18 protein-coding genes and 1 pseudogene are annotated in these 19,728 nt (G+C 64.6%); 11 read left to right on the top strand and 8 right to left on the bottom strand.

The features are described 5' to 3' along the window. The first annotated feature begins 5 nt into the window (after window positions 1-5). Together CO675_RS02965 and CO675_RS02960 are read left to right on the top strand one after the other, a co-directional pair. The gene (locus tag CO675_RS02965) at window positions 6-1,256 is read left to right on the top strand and encodes a Zn-dependent hydrolase (protein ID WP_097670500.1); all 1,251 of its coding nucleotides are present in this window, start codon (window positions 6-8) and stop codon (window positions 1,254-1,256) included. Window positions 1,257-1,287: 31 nt separating this feature from the next. After that, the gene (locus CO675_RS02960) at window positions 1,288-2,199 is read left to right on the top strand and encodes an NAD(P)-dependent oxidoreductase (protein WP_097670894.1); all 912 of its coding nucleotides are present in this window, start codon (window positions 1,288-1,290) and stop codon (window positions 2,197-2,199) included. A 304-nt stretch (window positions 2,200-2,503) separates the two neighbouring features. Here the strand turns inward: CO675_RS02960 and CO675_RS02955 are convergent, their stop codons facing one another. After that, window positions 2,504-3,580 carry a tartrate dehydrogenase gene (locus CO675_RS02955; RefSeq protein WP_097670499.1) on the bottom strand — a complete coding sequence of 359 codons (1,077 nt, stop codon included), beginning with the start codon at window positions 3,578-3,580 and terminating at the stop codon, window positions 2,504-2,506. A gap of 170 nt (window positions 3,581-3,750) precedes the next feature. Between CO675_RS02955 and CO675_RS02950 the strand changes: the two genes are divergently transcribed. Continuing rightward, entirely contained in the window at window positions 3,751-4,527 is a 777-nt protein-coding gene (locus CO675_RS02950; RefSeq protein ID WP_097670498.1) for an SDR family oxidoreductase, read from the top strand. Between the two features lie 99 nt (window positions 4,528-4,626). On the opposite strand, the gene CO675_RS02945 is transcribed toward CO675_RS02950, so the two are convergent. After that, window positions 4,627-5,478, bottom strand: coding sequence for an alpha/beta hydrolase (locus tag CO675_RS02945; RefSeq protein WP_097670497.1), 852 nt, complete (start codon window positions 5,476-5,478; stop codon window positions 4,627-4,629). Window positions 5,479-5,566: 88 nt separating this feature from the next. On the opposite strand from CO675_RS02945, the gene CO675_RS02940 reads away from it, so the two are divergent. Then, a complete protein-coding gene (locus tag CO675_RS02940; protein WP_097670496.1) occupies window positions 5,567-6,991 on the top strand; it encodes an amidase in 1,425 nt (474 codons plus the stop codon). 61 nt (window positions 6,992-7,052) lie between these two features. Here the strand turns inward: CO675_RS02940 and CO675_RS02935 are convergent, their stop codons facing one another. Continuing rightward, complete coding sequence (locus CO675_RS02935; protein WP_097670893.1) at window positions 7,053-7,685, bottom strand: TetR/AcrR family transcriptional regulator; 633 nt, start codon at window positions 7,683-7,685, stop codon at window positions 7,053-7,055. A gap of 348 nt (window positions 7,686-8,033) precedes the next feature. After that, complete coding sequence (locus CO675_RS02930; RefSeq protein ID WP_097670495.1) at window positions 8,034-8,780, bottom strand: SDR family NAD(P)-dependent oxidoreductase; 747 nt, start codon at window positions 8,778-8,780, stop codon at window positions 8,034-8,036. Between CO675_RS02930 and CO675_RS02925 the strand changes: the two genes are divergently transcribed. After that, the gene (locus tag CO675_RS02925; RefSeq protein WP_245452606.1) at window positions 8,779-9,513 is read left to right on the top strand and encodes a TetR/AcrR family transcriptional regulator; all 735 of its coding nucleotides are present in this window, start codon (window positions 8,779-8,781) and stop codon (window positions 9,511-9,513) included. The genes CO675_RS02930 and CO675_RS02925 overlap by 2 nt on opposite strands. 45 nt (window positions 9,514-9,558) lie before the next feature. On the opposite strand, the gene CO675_RS02920 is transcribed toward CO675_RS02925, so the two are convergent. Then, the gene (locus CO675_RS02920) at window positions 9,559-10,260 is read right to left on the bottom strand and encodes a haloacid dehalogenase type II (RefSeq protein WP_097670493.1); all 702 of its coding nucleotides are present in this window, start codon (window positions 10,258-10,260) and stop codon (window positions 9,559-9,561) included. Between the two features lie 265 nt (window positions 10,261-10,525). On the opposite strand from CO675_RS02920, the gene CO675_RS02915 reads away from it, so the two are divergent. The 5 genes from CO675_RS02915 to CO675_RS02895 all read left to right on the top strand — a co-directional run bounded on the left by CO675_RS02915 (window position 10,526) and on the right by CO675_RS02895 (window position 15,366). Further along, window positions 10,526-10,732, top strand: a complete 207-nt coding sequence (locus tag CO675_RS02915; RefSeq protein WP_038387982.1) for a ferredoxin — start codon at window positions 10,526-10,528, stop codon at window positions 10,730-10,732. 74 nt (window positions 10,733-10,806) lie between these two features. Further along, complete coding sequence (locus tag CO675_RS02910; RefSeq protein WP_097670492.1) at window positions 10,807-12,033, top strand: cytochrome P450; 1,227 nt, start codon at window positions 10,807-10,809, stop codon at window positions 12,031-12,033. Between the two features lie 85 nt (window positions 12,034-12,118). Continuing rightward, on the top strand, window positions 12,119-13,441 hold the full coding sequence (locus tag CO675_RS02905) for an MFS transporter (protein ID WP_097670491.1): 1,323 nt from the start codon (window positions 12,119-12,121) through the stop codon (window positions 13,439-13,441). Window positions 13,442-13,454: 13 nt separating this feature from the next. Then, on the top strand, window positions 13,455-14,117 hold the full coding sequence (locus tag CO675_RS02900; RefSeq protein ID WP_097670490.1) for a sulfite oxidase-like oxidoreductase: 663 nt from the start codon (window positions 13,455-13,457) through the stop codon (window positions 14,115-14,117). 28 nt (window positions 14,118-14,145) lie between these two features. Next, complete coding sequence (locus CO675_RS02895) at window positions 14,146-15,366, top strand: bifunctional alpha/beta hydrolase/OsmC family protein (RefSeq protein ID WP_097670489.1); 1,221 nt, start codon at window positions 14,146-14,148, stop codon at window positions 15,364-15,366. 156 nt (window positions 15,367-15,522) lie between these two features. On the opposite strand, the gene pdxR is transcribed toward CO675_RS02895, so the two are convergent. Then, window positions 15,523-16,980 carry a MocR-like pyridoxine biosynthesis transcription factor PdxR gene (gene pdxR / locus CO675_RS02890; protein ID WP_097670488.1) on the bottom strand — a complete coding sequence of 486 codons (1,458 nt, stop codon included), beginning with the start codon at window positions 16,978-16,980 and terminating at the stop codon, window positions 15,523-15,525. An 89-nt stretch (window positions 16,981-17,069) separates the two neighbouring features. On the opposite strand from pdxR, the gene CO675_RS02885 reads away from it, so the two are divergent. Further along, complete coding sequence (locus CO675_RS02885; RefSeq protein ID WP_097670487.1) at window positions 17,070-17,969, top strand: DMT family transporter; 900 nt, start codon at window positions 17,070-17,072, stop codon at window positions 17,967-17,969. Between the two features lie 33 nt (window positions 17,970-18,002). Here the strand turns inward: CO675_RS02885 and CO675_RS02880 are convergent, their stop codons facing one another. Both CO675_RS02880 and CO675_RS02875 read right to left on the bottom strand, forming a co-directional pair. Beyond that, window positions 18,003-18,515 (bottom strand): hypothetical protein, encoded by a 513-nt coding sequence (locus CO675_RS02880; RefSeq protein WP_097670486.1) that lies wholly within the window; start codon window positions 18,513-18,515, stop codon window positions 18,003-18,005. 319 nt (window positions 18,516-18,834) lie between these two features. After that, window positions 18,835-18,963 (bottom strand): annotated as a pseudogene (locus CO675_RS02875) (YeeE/YedE family protein); the annotation flags it as partial. Window positions 18,964-19,728 lie beyond the last annotated feature (765 nt).

Below are 19,728 nucleotides of genomic sequence, written 5' to 3'. Positions count from 1 at the left end.
CCGCAATGAGCCGAGCCGCCACCAACCTGCAGATCGATTCCGCCCGCCTCTGGGGCACCATCCACGAAACCGCGCAGTTCGGTGCAACGCCAAAGGGCGGCGTGCGGCGGCTGACCCTCAGCGTCGAAGACAAGCAGGTGCGCGACTGGTTCCGCAAGGCATGCGAAAGCGCCGGCCTCGAAGTGCAGGTCGATGCACTCGGTTCGATGTTCGGGTTGCGGAAGGGGCGGGATATGTCGAAGCCGCCGATCGGCGTCGGCTCGCATCTCGACACCCAGCCGACCGGCGGCAAATATGACGGCATCCTCGGCACGCTGGCCGGGCTCGAACTGGTGCGCACGCTCAACGATGCAGGGATCGAGACCGAGCTGCCGATCTGCATCTGCAACTGGACCAACGAGGAAGGCTCGCGCTTCGCGCCGGCGATGATGGCCTCGGCCGCCTATGTCGGGGATTTCACCACCGACGACATTCTGTCGCGCAAGGATGCCGAGGGCGTCACGGTGGCGCAGGCGCTGGATTCGATCGGTTACCGCGGCGATGCCCCGGTCGGCCGCCAGAAGTTCACCAGCTTCGTCGAGCTGCATATCGAGCAGGGCCCGATCCTGGAGGCCGAAGGCAAGACCATCGGCGTGGTCGATTCCGGCCAGGGCGTGTTGTGGTACGACGGCAAGATCACAGGCTTCGAGAGCCATGCCGGCTCGACCCCGATGCCGCTGCGCCGCGACGCGCTGGCGACGCTGTCCGAGATCGTGCTGGCGATGGAAAGCATCGCCAGGAAGCATGGGCCGAAGGCGGTCGGCACCATCGGCGAGGCCGTGATCGCAGCGCCCTCGCGCAACGTCATTCCCGGCGAGATCGCCTTCACCGTGGATTGCCGCAGCGCCGATGCAGGAATCATGGACGCGCTGGATGGTGATCTCCGTGCTGCGGTCACCGAGATCGCAGCAAGGCGCAAGGTCGAGGTGCAGCTTGATCTCGTCTGGCGCAAGGCGCCGACCCATTTCGACCCGAAGCTGGTCGACGCGGTGGAGAACGCGGCCCAGCAGCTCGGCTATTCGCACCGCCGCATCACGTCCGGCGCCGGCCACGACGCCTGCAACCTCAATACGGTGATGCCGGCGGCGATGGTGTTCGTGCCCTGCAAGGACGGCATCAGCCACAACGAGCTGGAAGACGCCACGCAGACCGATTGCGCCGCCGGCGCCAATGTCCTGATGCATACGGTGCTGGCGCTCGCCGGCGTCGCATCCTGATCATCCACGTCTCCCTTTGATGGAGGTTTTCGTGCGCGCAGTGTTTGTCGACGCCAATGAATCGCTCGCTGTCATCACGGAGCGATTGGAAAAGCCCGGCGATCCCAAGATGCGGATCAACCGCAATCCCGACATCAAGCCGGAGGACTACCCGGCGGTGCTGGATGGCGCCGAGATCGCGGTCGTCGATCACACCGCGCTGCCGACCGACGTGGCAAAGAAGTGTGCCGGCCTGAAGCACGTCGTGTTCCTCGGCACCGGCGCGCGCAGCTACATGAATCCGGAAGAGCTCGCCGGGCTCGGCATCTCCGTGCACCTGATCAAGGGCTATGGCGACACCGCGGTCGCGGAATCCGCGATCGCGCTGATGTGGTCGTCGGCGCGAGTGATCGCGCAGATGGACCGCGAGATGCGCGCCGGCAACTGGCTGCGCGAGGACGGCATGCAGCTCACCGGCAAGATGCTCGGCCTGGTCGGCTTCGGCGGCATCGCCGCTGAGGTCGCCCGCATCGCGCTCGGCAGCGGCATGAAGGTGATCGCCTGGAACCGGTCGCCCAAGGGCCATCCGGGCGTCGAATTCACCGAGCTCGACACCGTGCTGGCGAACAGCGACGTGGTCTCGCTGCATCTGCTCTTGAACGACGAGACCCGCGGCATGATCACGCGCGAGAAGATCGCGAAGATGAAGAAGGGCGTGGTGCTGATCAACACCGCGCGCGGCGCCATCGTCGACGAGCAGGCGATGATCGATGCGCTCAACTCCGGCCACATTCGTCATGCCGGCCTCGACGTCTACAACATCGAGCCGCTGCCGAAGGATCATCCGCTGACCAAGATCCCGAACGTGACGCTGTCAGCTCACTCCGCGTTCCGCACGCCCGAAGCGAGCGAGAACCTGATCCACGCTGCGTGGGAGCATTGCCGACGGATCGTGAAGGGGTAGACCGTAGGGCGGGTTAGCGAAGCGTCACCCACCGACTTTGTCGCCGCAAGGATGGTGGGTTACGCCTTCCGCCTTCGCTCGTAGAGCTACGGCGGACGTAGTCGGCTAACCCACCCTACGCAGACTGCGAAGCAATCAATATCGACGTCGTCCTGGACAAGTGAGCGTAGCGAGCGCGATCCAGGACCCATGACCACCGGCCTGCGTCATCGCGCTGGCGGTGGTCAGACCTATCAAGCCAACAAGCACTCGGGGTAATGGGTCCTGGCTTTCGCCAGGACGATCCCGTGGTTGACGGCGCAGCTTACTCCACCATCTCCGCGACGGCCTTGCCGCACGCCGTGGTGTCGGCATTACCGCCGAGGTCGCGGGTGCGCAGCGTGCGTTCGCCGAGCGTGCGCTCGATCGCGCCGACGATGGCGGCTGCCGCCTGCTTCTCGCCGAGGTGCTCCAGCATCATTGCGCCCGACCAGATCATGCCGATCGGGTTGGCGATGCCCTGTCCGGCGATGTCAGGCGCCGAGCCGTGCACCGGCTCGAACACCGAGGGGAAATTGCCTTCCGGATTGATGTTGCCCGACGGCGCGATGCCGATCGTGCCGGTGCAGGCCGGACCGAGGTCGGACAGAATGTCCCCGAACAAATTGGAGCCGACCACGACGTCGAACCAGTCCGGATGCAGCACGAAGTTCGCGGTGAGAATGTCGATGTGGTACTTGTCCCACTTCACGCCGGGATACTTCTTGGCCATCGCCTCCACGCGCTCGTCCCAATAGGGCATGGTGATGGAGATGCCGTTCGACTTGGTCGCCGAGGTCAGATGCTTCTTCGGCCGCGACTGCGCGAGGTCGAACGCGAATTTCAGGATGCGGTCGACGCCAATACGGGTCATCACGGTCTGCTGCGTGACGAATTCGCGATCGGTATCCGGGAACATGCGGCCGCCGACCGAGGAGTATTCACCCTCGGTGTTCTCGCGCACTACCCAGAAATCGATGTCGCCGGGCTTGCGGTTCGCCAGCGGCGACGGCACGCCGGGCATCAGGCGCACCGGACGCAAATTGACGTACTGGTCGAACTCGCGGCGGAACTTGATCAGCGAGCCCCACAGCGAGATGTGATCCGGGATCTTGGCCGGCCAACCGACAGCGCCGAAATAGATCGCGTCATGCTTGCCGATCTGGTCCTTCCAGTCGGCCGGCATCATCTCGCCGTGCTTCTCGTAATAGTCGTAGGAGGCGAAGTCGAAATGGTCGAACTTCACGTCGACGCCGTGTTTCTTCGCCGCCGCCTCGATGACGCGCAGGCCCTCCGGCATCACTTCCTTGCCGATGCCGTCACCGGGAATGACCGCAATCCGATACTGCTTTTTGCTGCTCATCGAGAACACCCTTGTGATTTGCCCGGCCGGCAATGCCGCCTATCCTGATGGACCTGCAATGGACCAAACTTCGCGCGAGCGCAACGCTGCAGTGCAGTGTTGACCGCGGCGCGACCCTGCCCCACCAATTTCGCCGACACCTCACTCCTCATACCCAAGCGAGACATCCCATGGATCTGTATCTGCGCGGCAAACGTGTCCTGATCACCGGCGCCTCCAAGGGCATTGGCGCGGCCGCCGCCGAAGCCTTTGCCGAGGAAGGCGCCAATTTGCTGCTCGCCGCCCGCAACGGCGAGCAATTGAGGGCGCTGGCCGAGCGGCTGCGCTCGGCGCACCAGATCGATGCCGCAGTCAGCGTCGTCGACCTGCGCAAATCCGAAGATCTGGCGCGCTTGGCCAAGGAGGCCGCCGACATCGACATCCTCGTCAATAATGCCGGCGACATCCCGGGCGGCTCGATCGACAAGATCGACGAGGCGACCTGGCGGCACGCCTGGGAGCTCAAGGTGTTCGGCTATGTCAATTTGACGCGCGCGATCTATGCCCAGATGAAGGCGCGCGGCGGTGGTGTGATCGTCAACGACATCGGCGCGGCCGGCGAGAAGTTCGACGCCAATTACATCTGCGGCAGCGCCGGCAATGCAGCACTGATGTCGTTCACCCGGGCGCTCGGCGGCAAGAGCCTCGCCGACAACATCCGCGTCGTCGGCATCAACCCCGGCCCTGTGGGCACCGACCGCCACGTCACGCTCCTCAAGACCCGCGCCAAGAACCAGTTCGGCGACGAGAGCCGCTACAAGGAATTCCAGAAGGGCCTGCCGCTCGGCCGCCCCGCGCATGCGCGCGAGATCGGCGACCTGATGGCATTCCTGGCCTCCGATCGCGCAGGCTATACATCGGGCGTGATCTACACGGTGGATGGCGGTCTGACGTCGGGATGGGGCTAACGCCCTCTCCACGTCATTGCGAGCGAAGCGAAGCAATCCATGCTTCGGCATATGCGGAGCGATGGATTGCTTCGTCGCTTCGCTCCTCGCAATGACGGCTTAGGTCGCCGTTCGCTCGAACAATTGCCGGATCAGCGTCGTGATCCGGCCTTGCGGCACCAGCATCTGGTTCATGATCGAGAAATGATCGGCGCCTTCGATCTCCTCATAGGTCACCGGCAAGCCGTAGCGGGCGCGATGGCCGGCGAAATCGGCGGTCTGCTTGCGCAGCAACGGCAGCTCGGCACTGCCGACCACCAGCGACAGCGGCTTTGCCGTGCCGCCCTCCTGCATCATCGGCGAATTGCGCCGCGAGGCGGCCTCGTCGAGCCTCAGCTTCTCGTTGAGGTAGGAATGCCTGATCGGCTCGAGGTCGTAGATGCCCGAGATCGCCATGCCGGCCCGGACATGAGCGTTCGACAGCGCCATCGACGTCAAATGGCCGCCGGCCGACCAGCCCGACACGACAATGCCGTCGGCAGCGGCGCCGAGCGCGGGCAACTGCCCAGCCAGAAAATCGATGCCGGAGTGAATCTCGGCGACGATGTCATCGAGCGTCGCATCCGGCGCCAGCGTGTAGCCGATCAAGGCAACATTGATGCCGTGCGCCATCGGCCCCTCGGCGAAGATCGTGAACACCTCCTTGGCGCGGGTCTGCCAATAGCCGCCGTGGATGAACAAGAGCGTCGGCGCGCCGTCGCGGGCTTTAAGGAAATCGATCCGGTTGCGTTCACGCGGACCATACCGCAGGTCGAGATGGTCGAGATGTTTCTGCCGCATCGCCGCGGAGCGCTGCTCCCAGCCTGCGGCGATCTCGGCGCTGCCCTTGACGGCAACGCCATTGTTCAAGCCGAGGTCCCGCTCCTGCTGGCTCATCGCGCGCCAGTCCAGCGCGGAAAACAACGCTGCCATCCCTGCCTCATCGGTTCTCGTCGCATTGCCACGACGGCAGGAAATGTTCTACAGCACAAGGAAACAGAAGACATAGGAGCAACGGCGCATGGCTGATCAGGGCTTGGTGAAGGAAACGGCATGTACCGTCGTCGAGAAACTGAAAGCCGGCGACGTCACGCCGCTCGATCTGCTCGATGTGCTGGAAAAGCGCATCGCCGAGGTCGACGGCAAGGTCAACGCGCTGCCGACGCTCTGCTTCGACCGCGCCCGCAGCCATGCCAAGGCCCTGATGCAGAAGCCGGCCGGCGAGCGCGGTCTGCTCGCGGGCCTTCCCGTTCCGATCAAGGACCTCACCGCCGTCTCCGGCGTGCTCACCACGCAGGGCTCGCCGATCTTCAAGGACAATGTCCCCGCGAAGTCGGACATCCTGGTCGAGCGCCTCGAGCAGAACGGCGGCGTGATCTACGCCAAGTCGAACACGCCGGAATTCGGCGCCGGCGCCAACACCTTCAACGAGGTGTTCGGTCCGACCCGCAATCCCTGGGACACATCGCGCTCGGCCGCCGGCTCCTCGGGCGGCGCCGCGGCAGCGCTGGCCAGCGGCACCGCGTGGCTCGCCCACGGTTCCGACATGGGCGGCAGCTTGCGCAACCCGGCGAGCTTCTGCGGCGTCGTAGGCCTGCGGCCGTCGATCGGCCGAGTCGCGCAGACCCCGAAATTCGGCGTCGACCGCACGCTCGGCCAGCAGGGACCGATGGCACGCAATGTCGAGGACCTCGCGCTGCTGCTCGACGCGATGAGCGGCGAGCATGCGGCCGACCCGCTGTCGCTGCCGGCGCTGCCGACATCATTCCTGTCGGCGACGCGGTCGGGCAGCAAGCCGAAGCGCATCGCCTATTCGCCCGATCTCGGCATCACGCCGGTTGATCCCGAGGTCAAGGCGGTGACCCGCAAGGCCGCGGAGCGGTTCGCGGAAGCCGGCGCGATCGTCGAGGAGGCGCATCCCGACTTCCGCGAGGCCCATGAATGCTTCCACGTGCTGCGTGCGTTCGATTTCGCGATCAGCAAGGCCGAATTGCTGCGCACCAAGCGCGACCTGCTCAAGCCCGAGGTGATCTGGAACATCGAGGAAGGACTGAAGCTCACCGTCGAGAAGCTCGAGCGCGCCGAGGCGCAGCGCGTCGCGATCACCGCGCGTGCGCTCGAGTTCTTCGAAAAATACGACCTGCTGCTGGCGCCCGCGACCATCGTGCCGCCGTTCCCGGTCGAGAACCGCTATGTCGCCGAATGCGACGGCAAGAAGTTCGACAATTACGTCGAATGGCTCGGCATCGTCTACGCGATCACGCTGGCCTGCTGCCCGGCGCTGTCGCTGCCGTGCGGCTTCACCGCGTCTGGCCTGCCGGTCGGCCTGCAGATGATCGCCAAGCCCCGCGCCGAGGCGCAGCTTCTGGCCGGCGCGAAAGTGCTCGAGGATATTCTGGGCGTGCGCGGCACCACCCCGATCGATCCGCGACCGCCGAAGGCATGATCCGAAAAAGTGCGGAGCGGTTTTTCGAAAAGATCATGCCCCAGGAATAGGCTAAGGCGTCCTACGCCTTCTCTTCCGTCGCATGCAGCGCGGCGGTGAGTGCGAGCTTGGTCTGCTCGACGATCTCGTCCATCAGCTCCTCGCGGCTGATCTGGCCGACCTCGCCGGTGAGCAGGCCCTGCTCGGCAAGCATCACGATGCCGTGCAGCCCGGCCCAGATCTTCAGCGCCTGCCGCTCGCGCAACAGCCCGACGGCCGGTGCCTCGAACGACTCGATCAGCAGCGCCAGCGTTTCCATCGCCGCGACGTGCAACTCGCTGCCGACAGGCGCGCAGGCCATGGTTCGGGACGCGAACATCAACCGGTAGATGCCGTGGCGCTCGAGCCCGAAGGCCAGCGCAGCCTGGGCAAAGCGCGACAGTTTCGAGCCCTTGCCGGGCTGCGCGATCGCCTCGCGCATGATCACGTTGAACTGCCGGAACGCTTCCGCGGTCACCGCCTCCAGCAGCGCTTCGCGGTCGGCGAAATGCCGGTACGGCGCCGGCTGCGAGACGCCGAGCTGCTTGGCCAGCGCCTTGATGCTGATCGCTTCGGGACCACCGAGCTCGACCTCGCGCAGCGCGGCCTGGATTAGCGCCTCCCGGAGGTCGCCATGGTGGTAGGTTTTGAACGACTTACGAACGATTTGTCCCATCGAGATGCTGATCACCGGTCGGCCAAGCTATAGCGGATACGCCACAATAGCGACATCGGGCGTTCAGGTCACTTCCATCCGCGGACGAGACGTCCATTGGCAATTAACCGCGAAACCGGCAAGCGCGTCCATTAGAAAGTCTATCAAGATCACCCGGGGACTCTGACTTGCTTAACGGGTTCCCACCCGGGGGCCAAACGGCCGAAGGGCCCGGGATTCCGCACGCGAGACGACCATCATGCCCGGCCGCCTGCGACGATGCGGATTGTAACCGCAGGGGATCGCGGGGCCAGCACGGGCACCGGGCCGAGGAGCGCGCTGGATAGCGCGCTCCTCGCTCCGACGTCGTCAAGCGTTGGCGCCGCCGTCGACGGTGAGACCGGCGCCATTGATCGAGCCGGCTTCGGGACCGGCGACAAACGCGACCAGGGCAGCAACGTCATCGGCCTTGCCGTAGCGCTTGATCGCCATGCGTGCGCGCTGCGCCTCGGCCTGCTCGCCATCGGCCGGGTTCATGTCGGTGTTGGTGGAGCCGGGATGGACGATATTGACCGTGATGCCACGGCCGCCGAGGTCGCGGGCCAGGCCCTGGGTCCAGGCGATCAACGCCGACTTGCTCATCGAATAGAGGCTCATGCCGGCATCGGGCACCCGGCTGGCGAGGTTGCTGCCGATATTGATGATGCGGCCGCCCTCGCCCATGTGGGCGACCGCGGCCTGCGATGCGACCACCACCGCCCGCACGTTCACCGCCAGCGTGGCGTCGATATCCTCAAGCGTGACGGCATCGATCGAACCACCGCCGCGGAAGATGCCGGCATTGTTGACCAGGATATCCAGACCGCCGAACGCCTTGGCGGCTGCGTTGACCGCACCTCGCACGGCGCTGGCGTCCGCGCTGTCCGCCTGCAGCGCCAGTGCACGGCGGCCCTGTTTCCTGATCTCGGCGCCAATGGCTTCGGCGCGATCGGCCGAGCGTTCATAGGTGATGGCGACGTCGGCGCCTTCGGCGGCAAGACGTCTTGCGATGGCTGCACCGATGCCGCGGCTGCCGCCGGTGACGAGGGCGCGTTTTCCCTGCAGGGACTGGGTCATGTTCGGCTCATTCGTTGGTGACGATATCTGTAACGATCGACACAGAATTAGGAAGCTTGCGCCGGCGCGTCAAGTGAATTATTTAGTGATCGACACAGAAATGGACAGACCGATGGCTGAACGTGGCCGCCCCCGGAATTTCGATAAGGACGCCGCTCTGGCGCGCGCGATGGAGGTGTTCTGGCTGAGGGGCTATGAGGGCGCTTCGATGGCTGACCTCACCTCGGCGATGGGTATTGCCTCGCCCAGCCTGTACGCTGCCTTCGGCAGCAAGGAGGACCTGTTCCGCAAGGCGCTCGACTATTACGTGGCGAGCGAAGGTGGACTGATCTGGGGTGCCGTGACCGAGACGCACACCGCCTATCAGGCCGTGGAAACCTTCCTCATGCAAACCGCGCGCGTCTTCACCCGCCGCTCACGCCCGCCCGGTTGCCTGGTGGTATTGTCGGCGCTGCATCCGAATGAACATTCCGAGACCGTGCGGCGCGAACTCGTGCAGCGGCGCGCGCAGGCGGTGACAGAGCTGCGCGAACGTCTGCGCCAGGGCGTCGAGCGTCGCGAGATCTCACCTGAAGCCGACCTCGACGCGATCGCCCAATACTACATCACGGTGCAGCAGGGCATGTCGATCCAGGCACGCGACGGCGCCACCCGCAAGCAGCTCGAGCAGATCGCAGCCGCCGCCCTCGCCGCCTGGGGCCCGCTCACCGCGCCGACGGCGCGCAAGCATTAAGGGACTGCATCGGCTCGTTCAACGCCCATTCGGGTCTCTCGCGAGCTACATCCAGCCGGCTTCGGAAAGAAAACCCGGAACCTGATCGAGTGTGGCAGCAACCTTGTTCGGGGAGTAGTCGGGCAACGGCTGACGGCCCGTGCCGCGATCGATCCAGATCGCCCGGAAGCCGAGATCGCGGGCCGCGGCGAGGTCGAGATGCGGGCTGGCGCAGATATGGACGAGTTGCGGCTTGTCGATTCCGAGCGACGCCCAGGCATATTCGAATGTTTCGCGGGATGGCTTGTAGGCTTGGGCCTGCTGCGCGGTGATGACCCGATCAATGTGCCCGCCAAGCTGCGCGACGTTTCCGGCGATGATCGCATCGTCGGTGTTCGAGATGATCGCCAGCTTGAAGCCCGCGGCCTTTAGGCGGCCGAGCGTGGCGACGACTTCCGGAAAGGGCGGCATCTTGCCGATCGACGAGGTCAGGATCTCCGCATAGTTCGGGTCCGAGGGCAGTGACAGCTCGGTCATGGCGGCTTCGAGCGCCCTCGCCGTCACGTCCCTGAACGACAGATGCGGGCGGCTCCGCTCGAGGGCATGTTCGTGGCGATCAAACACCGCGATGAACGCGCGCGGTTCGATCCGCGATCCGGAGCGGGCCAGAATTCGACTAGTCGCCGCGATCAGACCTTCATCCCATTGGATCAACGTCCCATAGCAATCGAACGTCAGCCAGTCCGGACGCGAGCCAGTGAGTGTCATCCCCTCCACCCTTGCGGCGAGGTTGACGCTTCCTCACGTCATTTGGAAATTGAATTCCCCAATGACTTCGATCGAATATCCAAATGACGAGACCCGGCGGTGGGACGCGCGCAGTTTTCGCTTGACGCGCAAGCGCGACGATAATGTAATATGCTATAACTTGGTGAGCCGGTAGAGCCGCCCAAGCAAGCTGGAACTTGCATAAGCTACAATGAGGAACCCGGCGCGCTCCACCTGTGCGCCAGAGCCGAGGGAGAGTGCTTGCATGTCCAAGCTCAAAATCCGCGTCGACCAGGACAAGTGCCAGGGTCACGCCCGCTGCAAATCGCTCGCCCCCGAACTGTTCGAGCTCGACGAATACGGCAACGCCCATGAAGTCGGCGACGGGACCGTGCCGGCCGGGCTCGAGGACAAGGCCTGGCTCGCACAGACCAACTGCCCGGAAATCGCGATCGAAGTCACCGAGGAATAGCGGCCAGCAGGGATGGCCGCGTGCCTCCCGTTGAGCCGGCCAGCATTTTGATCGAACGAGAAGGATACGAGCCGATGTCCGATTCCCCGTCCGCGAGCTATCTGCCCGAACATCCCCCGGTCACCGACTGGGTCCATGATTTCGACCATACCGATCCGGTCTGGACCGACGACCCGTTCCCGATCTGGGAGACGCTGCGCGCGGCCTCGCCGGTCGTGCATACCGAGCGCTTCCTCGGCTGCTACATGCCGACCACCTATCAGGCGGTGAAGGAGATCGCCTACGACACCGAGCACTTCTCCTCGCGCCGCGTCATCGTGCGCGACGTCCGCCCCGAGATCTCCGCCCGTGCGCCGCCGATCACCTCCGATCCGCCGGAGCACAAGCCCGCCAAGCAGGTGCTGCTGCCGCCGTTCACGCCGGATGCGATGAAGCGGCTCGAGCCGCGGGTGCGCGCGATCTGCAACGAGCTGATCGACGCATTCATCGCCGACGGCCATTGCGACGCCGCGGCGCGCTACACCAAGCACATCCCGGTGCGCGCCATCGCGCACATGCTCGGCATCCCCGAGAAGGACGGCGACCTCTTCATCAAGTGGATCCACCAGATCCTCGAGCTCGGCATCAAGGACGAGAACGAGATGATGAGCGGCGTGCGCGAGATGACCGGCTACTTCATGGCCCATCTCGAGCAGCGCAAGCTTGAGCCGGGTGACGATCTGATCTCGCAGCTGCTGCGGGCCAAGGGCCCGGGCGGCCAGCCGCTGACCGACGAGCACGTGCTCGGCTCGCTGCGGCTGCTGCTGATCGCCGGCATCGACACCACCTGGAGCGCGCTCGGCTCATCGCTCTGGCACCTCGCCAAAACGCCCGCCGATCGCGAGCGCCTGGTCGCGGAGCCTGCCCTGATCCCGACCGCGATCGAGGAATTCCTGCGCGCCTATTCGCCGGTGACGATGGCGCGCGAGGTGATGAAGGAGACCACGATCTCCGGCTGCCCGGTCAAGGCCGGCAACATGGTGCTGCTGTCGTTCCCCGCAGCCAACCGCGACCCCGCCATGTTCCCCGATGCGGACAAGGTGGTGATCGACCGCAAGGAAAACCGCCACGCCGCTTTCGGCCTCGGCATCCACCGCTGCGTCGGTTCCAACCTGGCGCGGATGGAGATGCAGGTGGCGATCGAGGAATGGCTGAAGCGGATTCCGGATTTCCGCCTCGACCCGGCCGGTAAGGTCACCTGGTCGGAAGGCACCGTGCGCGGCCCGCGTCAACTGCCCGTCCTGTTCGGCAAGAACGCCTGAAGGAACAGGACAGCAGTTACATCGCACCACGCAAATGAGCTAGGTTGCCCCGGAATCGCGCCAGAGAATCCGGGGAGGCCTGCCAATGTCCGAACAAACCGCTCAATCCGCGAGCGACCATCTCGACATCCATGACGTCGAGCGGCGGGTCAAGGCGATCTTCATCGGCTCGGTCGGCAATCTCGTCGAATGGTACGATTTCTACGCCTACACCGCGTTCGCCCTGTATTTCGCGCCGGCGTTCTTCCCGCACAGCGATCCGGTGGTGCAGCAGCTCAATGCCGCGGTGCTGTTTGCCGCGACCTTCCTGATGCGCCCGCTGGGCGGCTGGCTGTTCGGCTACATCGCCGACCGCTATGGCCGGCGGCTGTCGCTGACGCTGTCGGTGGTCTGCATGTGCTTCGGCTCGCTGATCATCGCGGTGACGCCGACCTATGCCACCATCGGCATTGCCGCACCGGCGATCCTGGCGCTCGCCCGCATCATCGAGGGCTTGAGCCTCGGCGGCGAGTATGGCGCCAGCGCCACCTATCTCAGCGAGGTCGCCGACGCCAAGCATCGCGGCTTCTATTCGAGCTTCCAATACGTCACGCTGATCGGCGGCCAGCTCACCGCGATCATCGTGCTGCTGTTGCTGCAGAAGGTGTTCCTGACGCCGGACGAGCTGAAGGCCTGGGGCTGGCGGATTCCGTTCGTGATCGGCGCCTTGCTTGCGATCTTCGCGGCGGTGATGCGGCGCGGCCTGCACGAGACCGAGGCGTTTGAGGAGGCCAAGAAGGTTTCCAAGCCGACCGGCTCGATCGTCGGCCTGTTGAACTATCCGCGCGAATTGCTGCTGGTGGTCGGCCTCACCGCCGGCGGCACCGCGGCGTTCTATACTTTCACGACCTACATGCAGACCTTCGTGAAACTGTCGATCGGCCTCACCGAGGACCAGACCACCTTCGTGATCTTCGGCTCGTTGATCTTCGCGACCTTCCTGCAGCCGATCTACGGCGCGCTGTCCGATCGTATCGGCCGCAAGCCGCTCTTGATCTTCTTTGGCGTCGTCGGCACGCTGGCGACGATCCCGATCCTGACCGCACTGAAGGAGACCAAGTCGCCCTTCATCGCTTTCCTGTTAATCTGCGGCGCCTGGATCTTCGTCGCCGGCTACACCTCGATCAATGCGATCGTGAAGGCCGAGCTGTTCCCGACCAATGTCCGCGCGCTCGGCGTCGGCCTGCCCTACGCCATCACGGTGTCGATCTTCGGCGGCACTGCGCCTGCGGTCGCGCTCTATTTCAAGAGCATCGGGCACGAGGACTGGTTCTACTATTATCTCAGCGGCATGATCTTCCTGTCGCTCCTGATCTACTCCACCATGCGCGACACCAAGCACGACTCCGCGATGCATCGCCACGAATGATGGCGCAACGCCGATGACCGACGACGCCGAGCCACCCGAGAGCAAGCTGACGCGCAGCAAGCAGCGCTGGGCGCGCGAGGGCAAATTCCTCACCGGCAAGATCACCCGGCCGGACGAGCAGCGCCTGCCGCCGGGACAGCATCTGACCGCGGACTGGCCGGTGCTCGATCTCGGACTGATGCCGAACGTCACGCGGGAGCGTTGGCGGCTCGACGTCTACGGCGCGGTGGAGCAGACGATCTACTGGAACTGGCCGCAATTCGCGGCGCAGCCGCAGACCCAATTCGTCTCCGACATCCACTGCGTCACCACCTGGTCGCGCTACGACAATCAGTGGGAGGGGCTCGCCACAAGCGACCTGCTCGCCGCCTGCCAGCCGCGCGAGGATGCGCGGTTTGTGGCACTGCATTCGTATGACGGCTACACGACAAATTTGTCGCTCGAGGATTTCGCCGCCGAGGATGCTCTGCTCGCCCATAGCGGGTCGGGCAAGCCGCTGGAGCAGGAGCATGGCGGCCCGGTGCGGCTGGTGGTGCCGCATCTGTATTTCTGGAAGAGCGCCAAATGGCTGCAGCGCATCGAATTCCTGACCGAAGATGCACCGGGCTTCTGGGAGGTGCGCGGCTATCACAATCGCGGTGATCCCTGGACCGAACAGCGCTATTCTGGCGACTGACAACCACCAACGATGATGGAGCCTGCCCGTGCCGCATGAACGCTTTCAATTCACCGGTGTCGGCGGCCATCAGCTCGCCGCCGCGCTTGATACGCCGGACGGACCAATCAAGGCCTATGCGCTGTTCGCGCACTGCTTCACTTGCGGCAAGGACGTGCTGGCGGCCAAGCGCATCGCGGTTGCCCTTGCTGCGAAGGGTATTGCCACATTGCGCTTCGACTTCACCGGCCTCGGCTCCAGCGAAGGCGATTTCGCCAATTCGACCTTCTCGTCGAACGTCGCCGATCTGGTCCGCGCCGCCGACCATCTGCGCGAGACCCGCAAGGCGCCCGCGATCCTGATCGGCCATAGCCTCGGCGGCGCTGCGATCCTCGCGGCCGCGGGTCAGATCCCGGAAGCGAAGGCGGTCGCCACCATCGCCGCGCCGTCCGATCCCGTCCATGTCACGCATTTCTTCAAGGACCGGATCGAGGATATCCGAGCGCAGGGTGAAGGCGAAGTCTCGCTCGCCGGCCGCCCGTTCCGCATCAAGCGCGAATTCCTCGACGACGTCGCCGAGCAGAACCTGATGGCGCAGGTCAAGCAGCTGCACAGAGCGCTGCTGGTGATGCACTCGCCGACCGACGACACCGTCGGCATCGACAACGCCACCAACATCTTCATCTCGGCCAAACACCCCAAGAGCTTCGTCTCGCTTGCGGGCGCCGATCATCTGCTGAGCGGCAAGCAGGATGCCGCCTATGTCGCCGACGTGATCGGCGCCTGGGCCGAGCGCTACGTCGACCTCGCGCCGCAGCCGGCCGCCGACACCGGCAACGCGCCCCGCAACGTCGTGGTGCAGGAAACCCGCAACGGCAAATTCCAGCAGATCGTCACCACGGGTCCGCACCGGTTGATCGCCGACGAACCGGTGGCCGTCGGTGGCGATGACACCGGCCCCGGGCCCTACGATTTCCTGCTCACGGGTCTCGGTGCCTGCACCTCGATGACGATGCGGATGTATGCCGACCGCAAGTCGCTGCCGGTCGATCGCATCACCGTGACGCTGCAGCACAACAAGATCTATGCGAAGGATTGCGAGGAGTGCGAGACGCGCGAGGGCATGCTCGACCAGATCGACCGCGTCATCAGGATCGAGGGCGAGCTCGACGCCGACCAGCGCAAGCGGCTGATGGAGATCGCCGACAAATGCCCGGTGCACAAGACGCTGACGTCGGAGGTACGGATCGTCACCAAGGCGGCGGAGTGAGCCTGCGACGCGGCCCGTCGCAGGGGTGCGCTGAAAAATATCGAAAACAACCCCATGCAAAGTAGCCGGCGGCCGCCGGCGTTCGACAAGGCGACTTGACACGTCGGGCAACTCAGCGTTACCCTTCTAATATTCCGAAATCGTGCAAGCGCCCATCTACCCACGCGCGGCGCGCTTGCCGGTCAGGCAGTTCGCCATGATCCGCACCGCGGCTCCGATCTCGTTCTCGCGCCAGGCGGCGAAGCCGAGCAACAGGCCGTGGTCGTGCGGCCGCTCCAGCGCGAGGCTCGACAGCGCGCGCACCTCGACCCCGGCTGCGACCAGCCGCGTCACGGCGCTCTGGTCCGCAGCGCCATCCCTGAAACGCGCGATCAGCTGCATGCCGCCCGGCGGCACCTCGGCCGCAAGCACGGGCCCGAGGTGCCGCGCGAGCGCTGCGGCAAGAGAGTCCCGGCGTGACCGGTAGATGCGCCGCATCCGCCTGATATGCGCCAGGAAATGTCCGTCGGCCATGAAGCCGGCCAGCGCCTCCTGGACGTGCACGGAGGCGATCAGCCCGAGATGGCGCTGCGCGATCTCCATCGTCCGCGCCAGTTGTGGCGGCACCACCAGATAGCCGATGCGGATATCGGCGGTCGTCGCCTTGGCGAAGGTGCCGAGATAGAGCACGCGTCCCTCGCGATCGAGCCCCTGCAGCGCCGGCATCGGGCGGCTGTCATAGTGAAACTCGCCGTCGTAATCGTCCTCGACGATCCAGGTCTTGCCGGGCTCGGCCGCCGCCAGCAGCTCGGTGCGGCGTGCCACCGGCATCACCCGCCCGGTCGGGTGCTGATGCGACGGTGTCGTGAAGATCAGCTTCGGCGTGCGCGCCGCGCGCGTCCGCATCATGCCCCATTGATCGAGCCTGATACCGACGACGTCGGCGCCGGCCGCGCGAAATGCCGCCGCGGCGCCGGGATAGCCTGGATCCTCGGTCCACACCGCATCGCCGGCGACGATGGTGGTCGCGGCGATCAGCGTCAGCGCCGCCTGCGCCGTCGGCAGGATCAGGATTTGATCGGCCTCGGCACGCACGCCGCGGCTGATCTCGAGATAGTCACGCAAGGCCTCGCGCAGGCTCGGCCGGTTGATCACGGTCTGGTCGTTGAAGCGACGCCGCAACGCGCTACGGCGCAGGCAACGCGCCCAGATCTCATGCGGAAACTCGCGCGCATCCGCGAGCCCGGGACGAAGCGGCCGGAAACCGGCCTGGTAGGACAGCGGCCAATCCGAGCCCGAGAGCTGCAAGGCCCAGGGCGACAGCTGCGGCTTGCGGGGGGCATCGCGCCGAGGTGCAGGCGCAGGTTTGGCAAAGCGCTGCTCGATATCGTCGGCCACGACCGGACGCCGCCGTGGGGCGAGACGCAGATAGCCTTCGGCTGCCAGTTGCTCATAGGCGTGGATGACCGTATTCCGCGCCACGTCGAGCTCGGCCGAAAGCGTGCGGCTCGACGGCAGCATCGCGCCGCTCCTGATCTGACCGCCAGACATCAGCGCGCGAAGCTGGTGCGTCAGCTGCGCGGCCAGCCCGGCCTCATCCGAGCGCTTCAAGGTGAGCAATTCGGCGAGGATCAATCTGGTTCCTTTATTCTATATAATCTGGCCCTTTCGATAGAACCAGCGCGATCCTATTCACGGGGAGTGTCGCCTGCAAGGATTCTGTCGTGAACCAATCCCTATCCCCCGCCAAAGCCGCCGCCTTGTTCATCGTCGTGGTGCTGGCCTGGGGCATCAACTGGTCGGTGACGAAATCGCTGGTCGAGGCGGTGCCGCCGCTGTGGACCGCATCGATCCGCAGCTGGGTCGCCCTGATCGCCCTGCTGGTGATCCTGCGCGCCAGCGGCAATCTGATCATTCCGCGGATCGCCGATGTCCCGGTCGTGCTCAGCGTCGCGCTGCTGCACATGACCTTCTTCTCGACACTGGTCGCCGCTGGCTTGCGCTATCTGCCGGCCAGCAAGGGCGTCGTGCTCGGCTACACCACGCCGCTGTGGGTGGCGCTCGCGGCCGGCGCCGCACGGACCGAGCGGCTCGGGACGCTGAAGCTGGTCGGCGTCGCGTTGGGGCTCGCCGGCCTCTGCGTGATCCTCAACCCGGCATCGCTGGACTGGAGCAATCTGCACGTCATCGCCGGCGCCGGCATGATCATCATCGCCGCGATCTGCTGGGCCGCCAACATCATCTACATCCGCTCGCACCGCTGGATCGCGACGCCGCTGCAGCTCCTGCTGTGGCAGGTGCTGGTCGCGACGGTGGTGCTGACCATGACCGCGCTGGTCACCGAGGGCCTGCCCACGGTGAGATGGTCGCCGCACCTCGTGCTGCTGTTCCTCTATTCCGGCTTCATCGGCACGGCGCTGGCCTATTGGGCGATGTCCATGGTCAACAAGAGCCTGCCGGCGCTGACGACTTCGCTCGGCACGACAGCGACGCCGATCGTCGGCATCGTGACCGCAGCATTGCTGCTCGGCGAGCCGATCGATCTGTCGCTCGCGATCGCCGCGGCGCTGATCGTCGGCGGCATTGCGTTGAGTTCGCTCGCGGACGCGCCGTCGCGTGCCTAGTCGTGGCGTGTCGCCATAGAGCAAAGTGTGCAGCTACTTCTCGAACCAGTATTCGAACTCGGTCCGGTTCTGGTTGAACGCCTTGTAGTCGGCAACCGTTTCAGCCCGCACGACGCCGCGAATGCCGCGGAATTTACCAGTGCCGCCCGTGATATCCAACTCCGTAAGGTTTTTCAGGCGCTCGCTACTTGGCAGCTTGTGGTTAAGGAAGAATCCGCGTGCAAAAATCTTGTCGCCGTTCTCCATCCTATATTCGACATAGCTGCGGCCGAGCCCATTCAAATCGGTCAGATCGCTGGTGCCACGGATAACGGCCTCCTTGAGGACGACGTTCTCAATTGTCTGGTCTTTGCTGCCGTAACTGCGCACCAACTCGAACAGCCGCAGCTTGTGCTCAGGCACGTCGCCTACCTCGAGAATGTGCTGCTGCGTGTACTTGTTGCCGCTCGCTGGTGCATCGAACGCAACGATATGCTTCTCCTGCGCAAATGCGACCGTCGAAGCGAGAAGAGCGCCACAGAGCGCCGCAGGCGTGATGAACTGCACGGTAATCCCCCTGCGAGGTTGGGAACCTTACTCACCCTAGTGAGACCGCAGAGATAATGCAAGAACACCAGTCGGCCCCGCCGAAGAGACAAGCCCGCTCCTGACCCATCGCGGCATACTGCGCTGCCGCACGAACTTGGTCGCTAGAGCATGATCCGAAAGAGCGTGAAGCTGTTTTTTCGAAAAGATCATGCTCGAACAAGGAGCTAAAGCGCGATGACGATTCAACCCAATCTCATCGCGCTTTAAAGGAAGCAGTTTTCGCGCGCGACAAACGCGGAACGCGTTTGCGCGGAGATCATGCTCGAACAAGAACACTTCAAGCCGTCGCGAGCGGCCTGACCCGCAGCGCACCACGCAGACCGGCGCCGGTGCCGAGCATGATGCCGGCGATGGCGATGAAGGACGACAGCGACAATGTCGACAATCCGGTCAGCCCCTGCCCGAGCTCGCTCGCGTACGCGCCCTCGCGTGCATAATTAGGTCCTGTACTCACAGATTCGTCACGTCCGCTTCGGTCTGGGAAGCAGACGTCGAAACCGACGTCGCTGCATGTCGGCCTTGGGCCAATACGCGACACGGCGTCGCGTCAATAAATGAAAGAGGCCGCCAACTGAGGCACAACGGAAGACGACGACCCGACGCGATTCCGAGACAACACTGCGGCGGCCCAGACAAAGTTACGCCGCCCGTTTGAAATAAATACGGACGGCGTTTCCTCTAGCCCCGAGAGGGTACGAACAAAATCTCGGATATTGCACTTTTCGAGTTCGAAGACCTCTTTACTTGCGGAGCCTGTCCTTCTGTATGGCAGCGGAACTTCTGTCGGTCTGTCTACGCCAGAAGTAATTCAGGACCGCCTTGATTGCCGTATCGGTCTTGTTTGCGCATCGCCTACGAAAATTGACTATTCTGCTCGCGCCGCTTTCCGCATGGAAACGGTAGCGGCCCCTCATGTCGGCGCTCGCAAACCCGGCGACCGCAGCCAGTCGCTCAATTGTGAGCCGGTTTCGGCCAGCCTAGCCCTGCGGATTAGGCGCTGACGCTCGACGCCGGGGGGAGTTCCCCGGGCCTGCTTACGGAGCCGCTCTGCCTGGATACCAAGACGCTGTTCAAGTGATTGAGTGGGTATGAGATGTCGCTTCATGGACATGGCGCACTCCATTCCGCTAGAGGAAGGCGGGAGCGCGATCCGGCGTTCTCATCACCGATA

The organism is Bradyrhizobium sp. C9 (genome assembly GCF_002532045.1).
In the GTDB taxonomy this organism is placed as follows: domain Bacteria; phylum Pseudomonadota; class Alphaproteobacteria; order Rhizobiales; family Xanthobacteraceae; genus Bradyrhizobium.
Note: the sequence above shows the minus strand (reverse complement) of the source record. Positions and strands in the feature narration are given on the sequence as shown.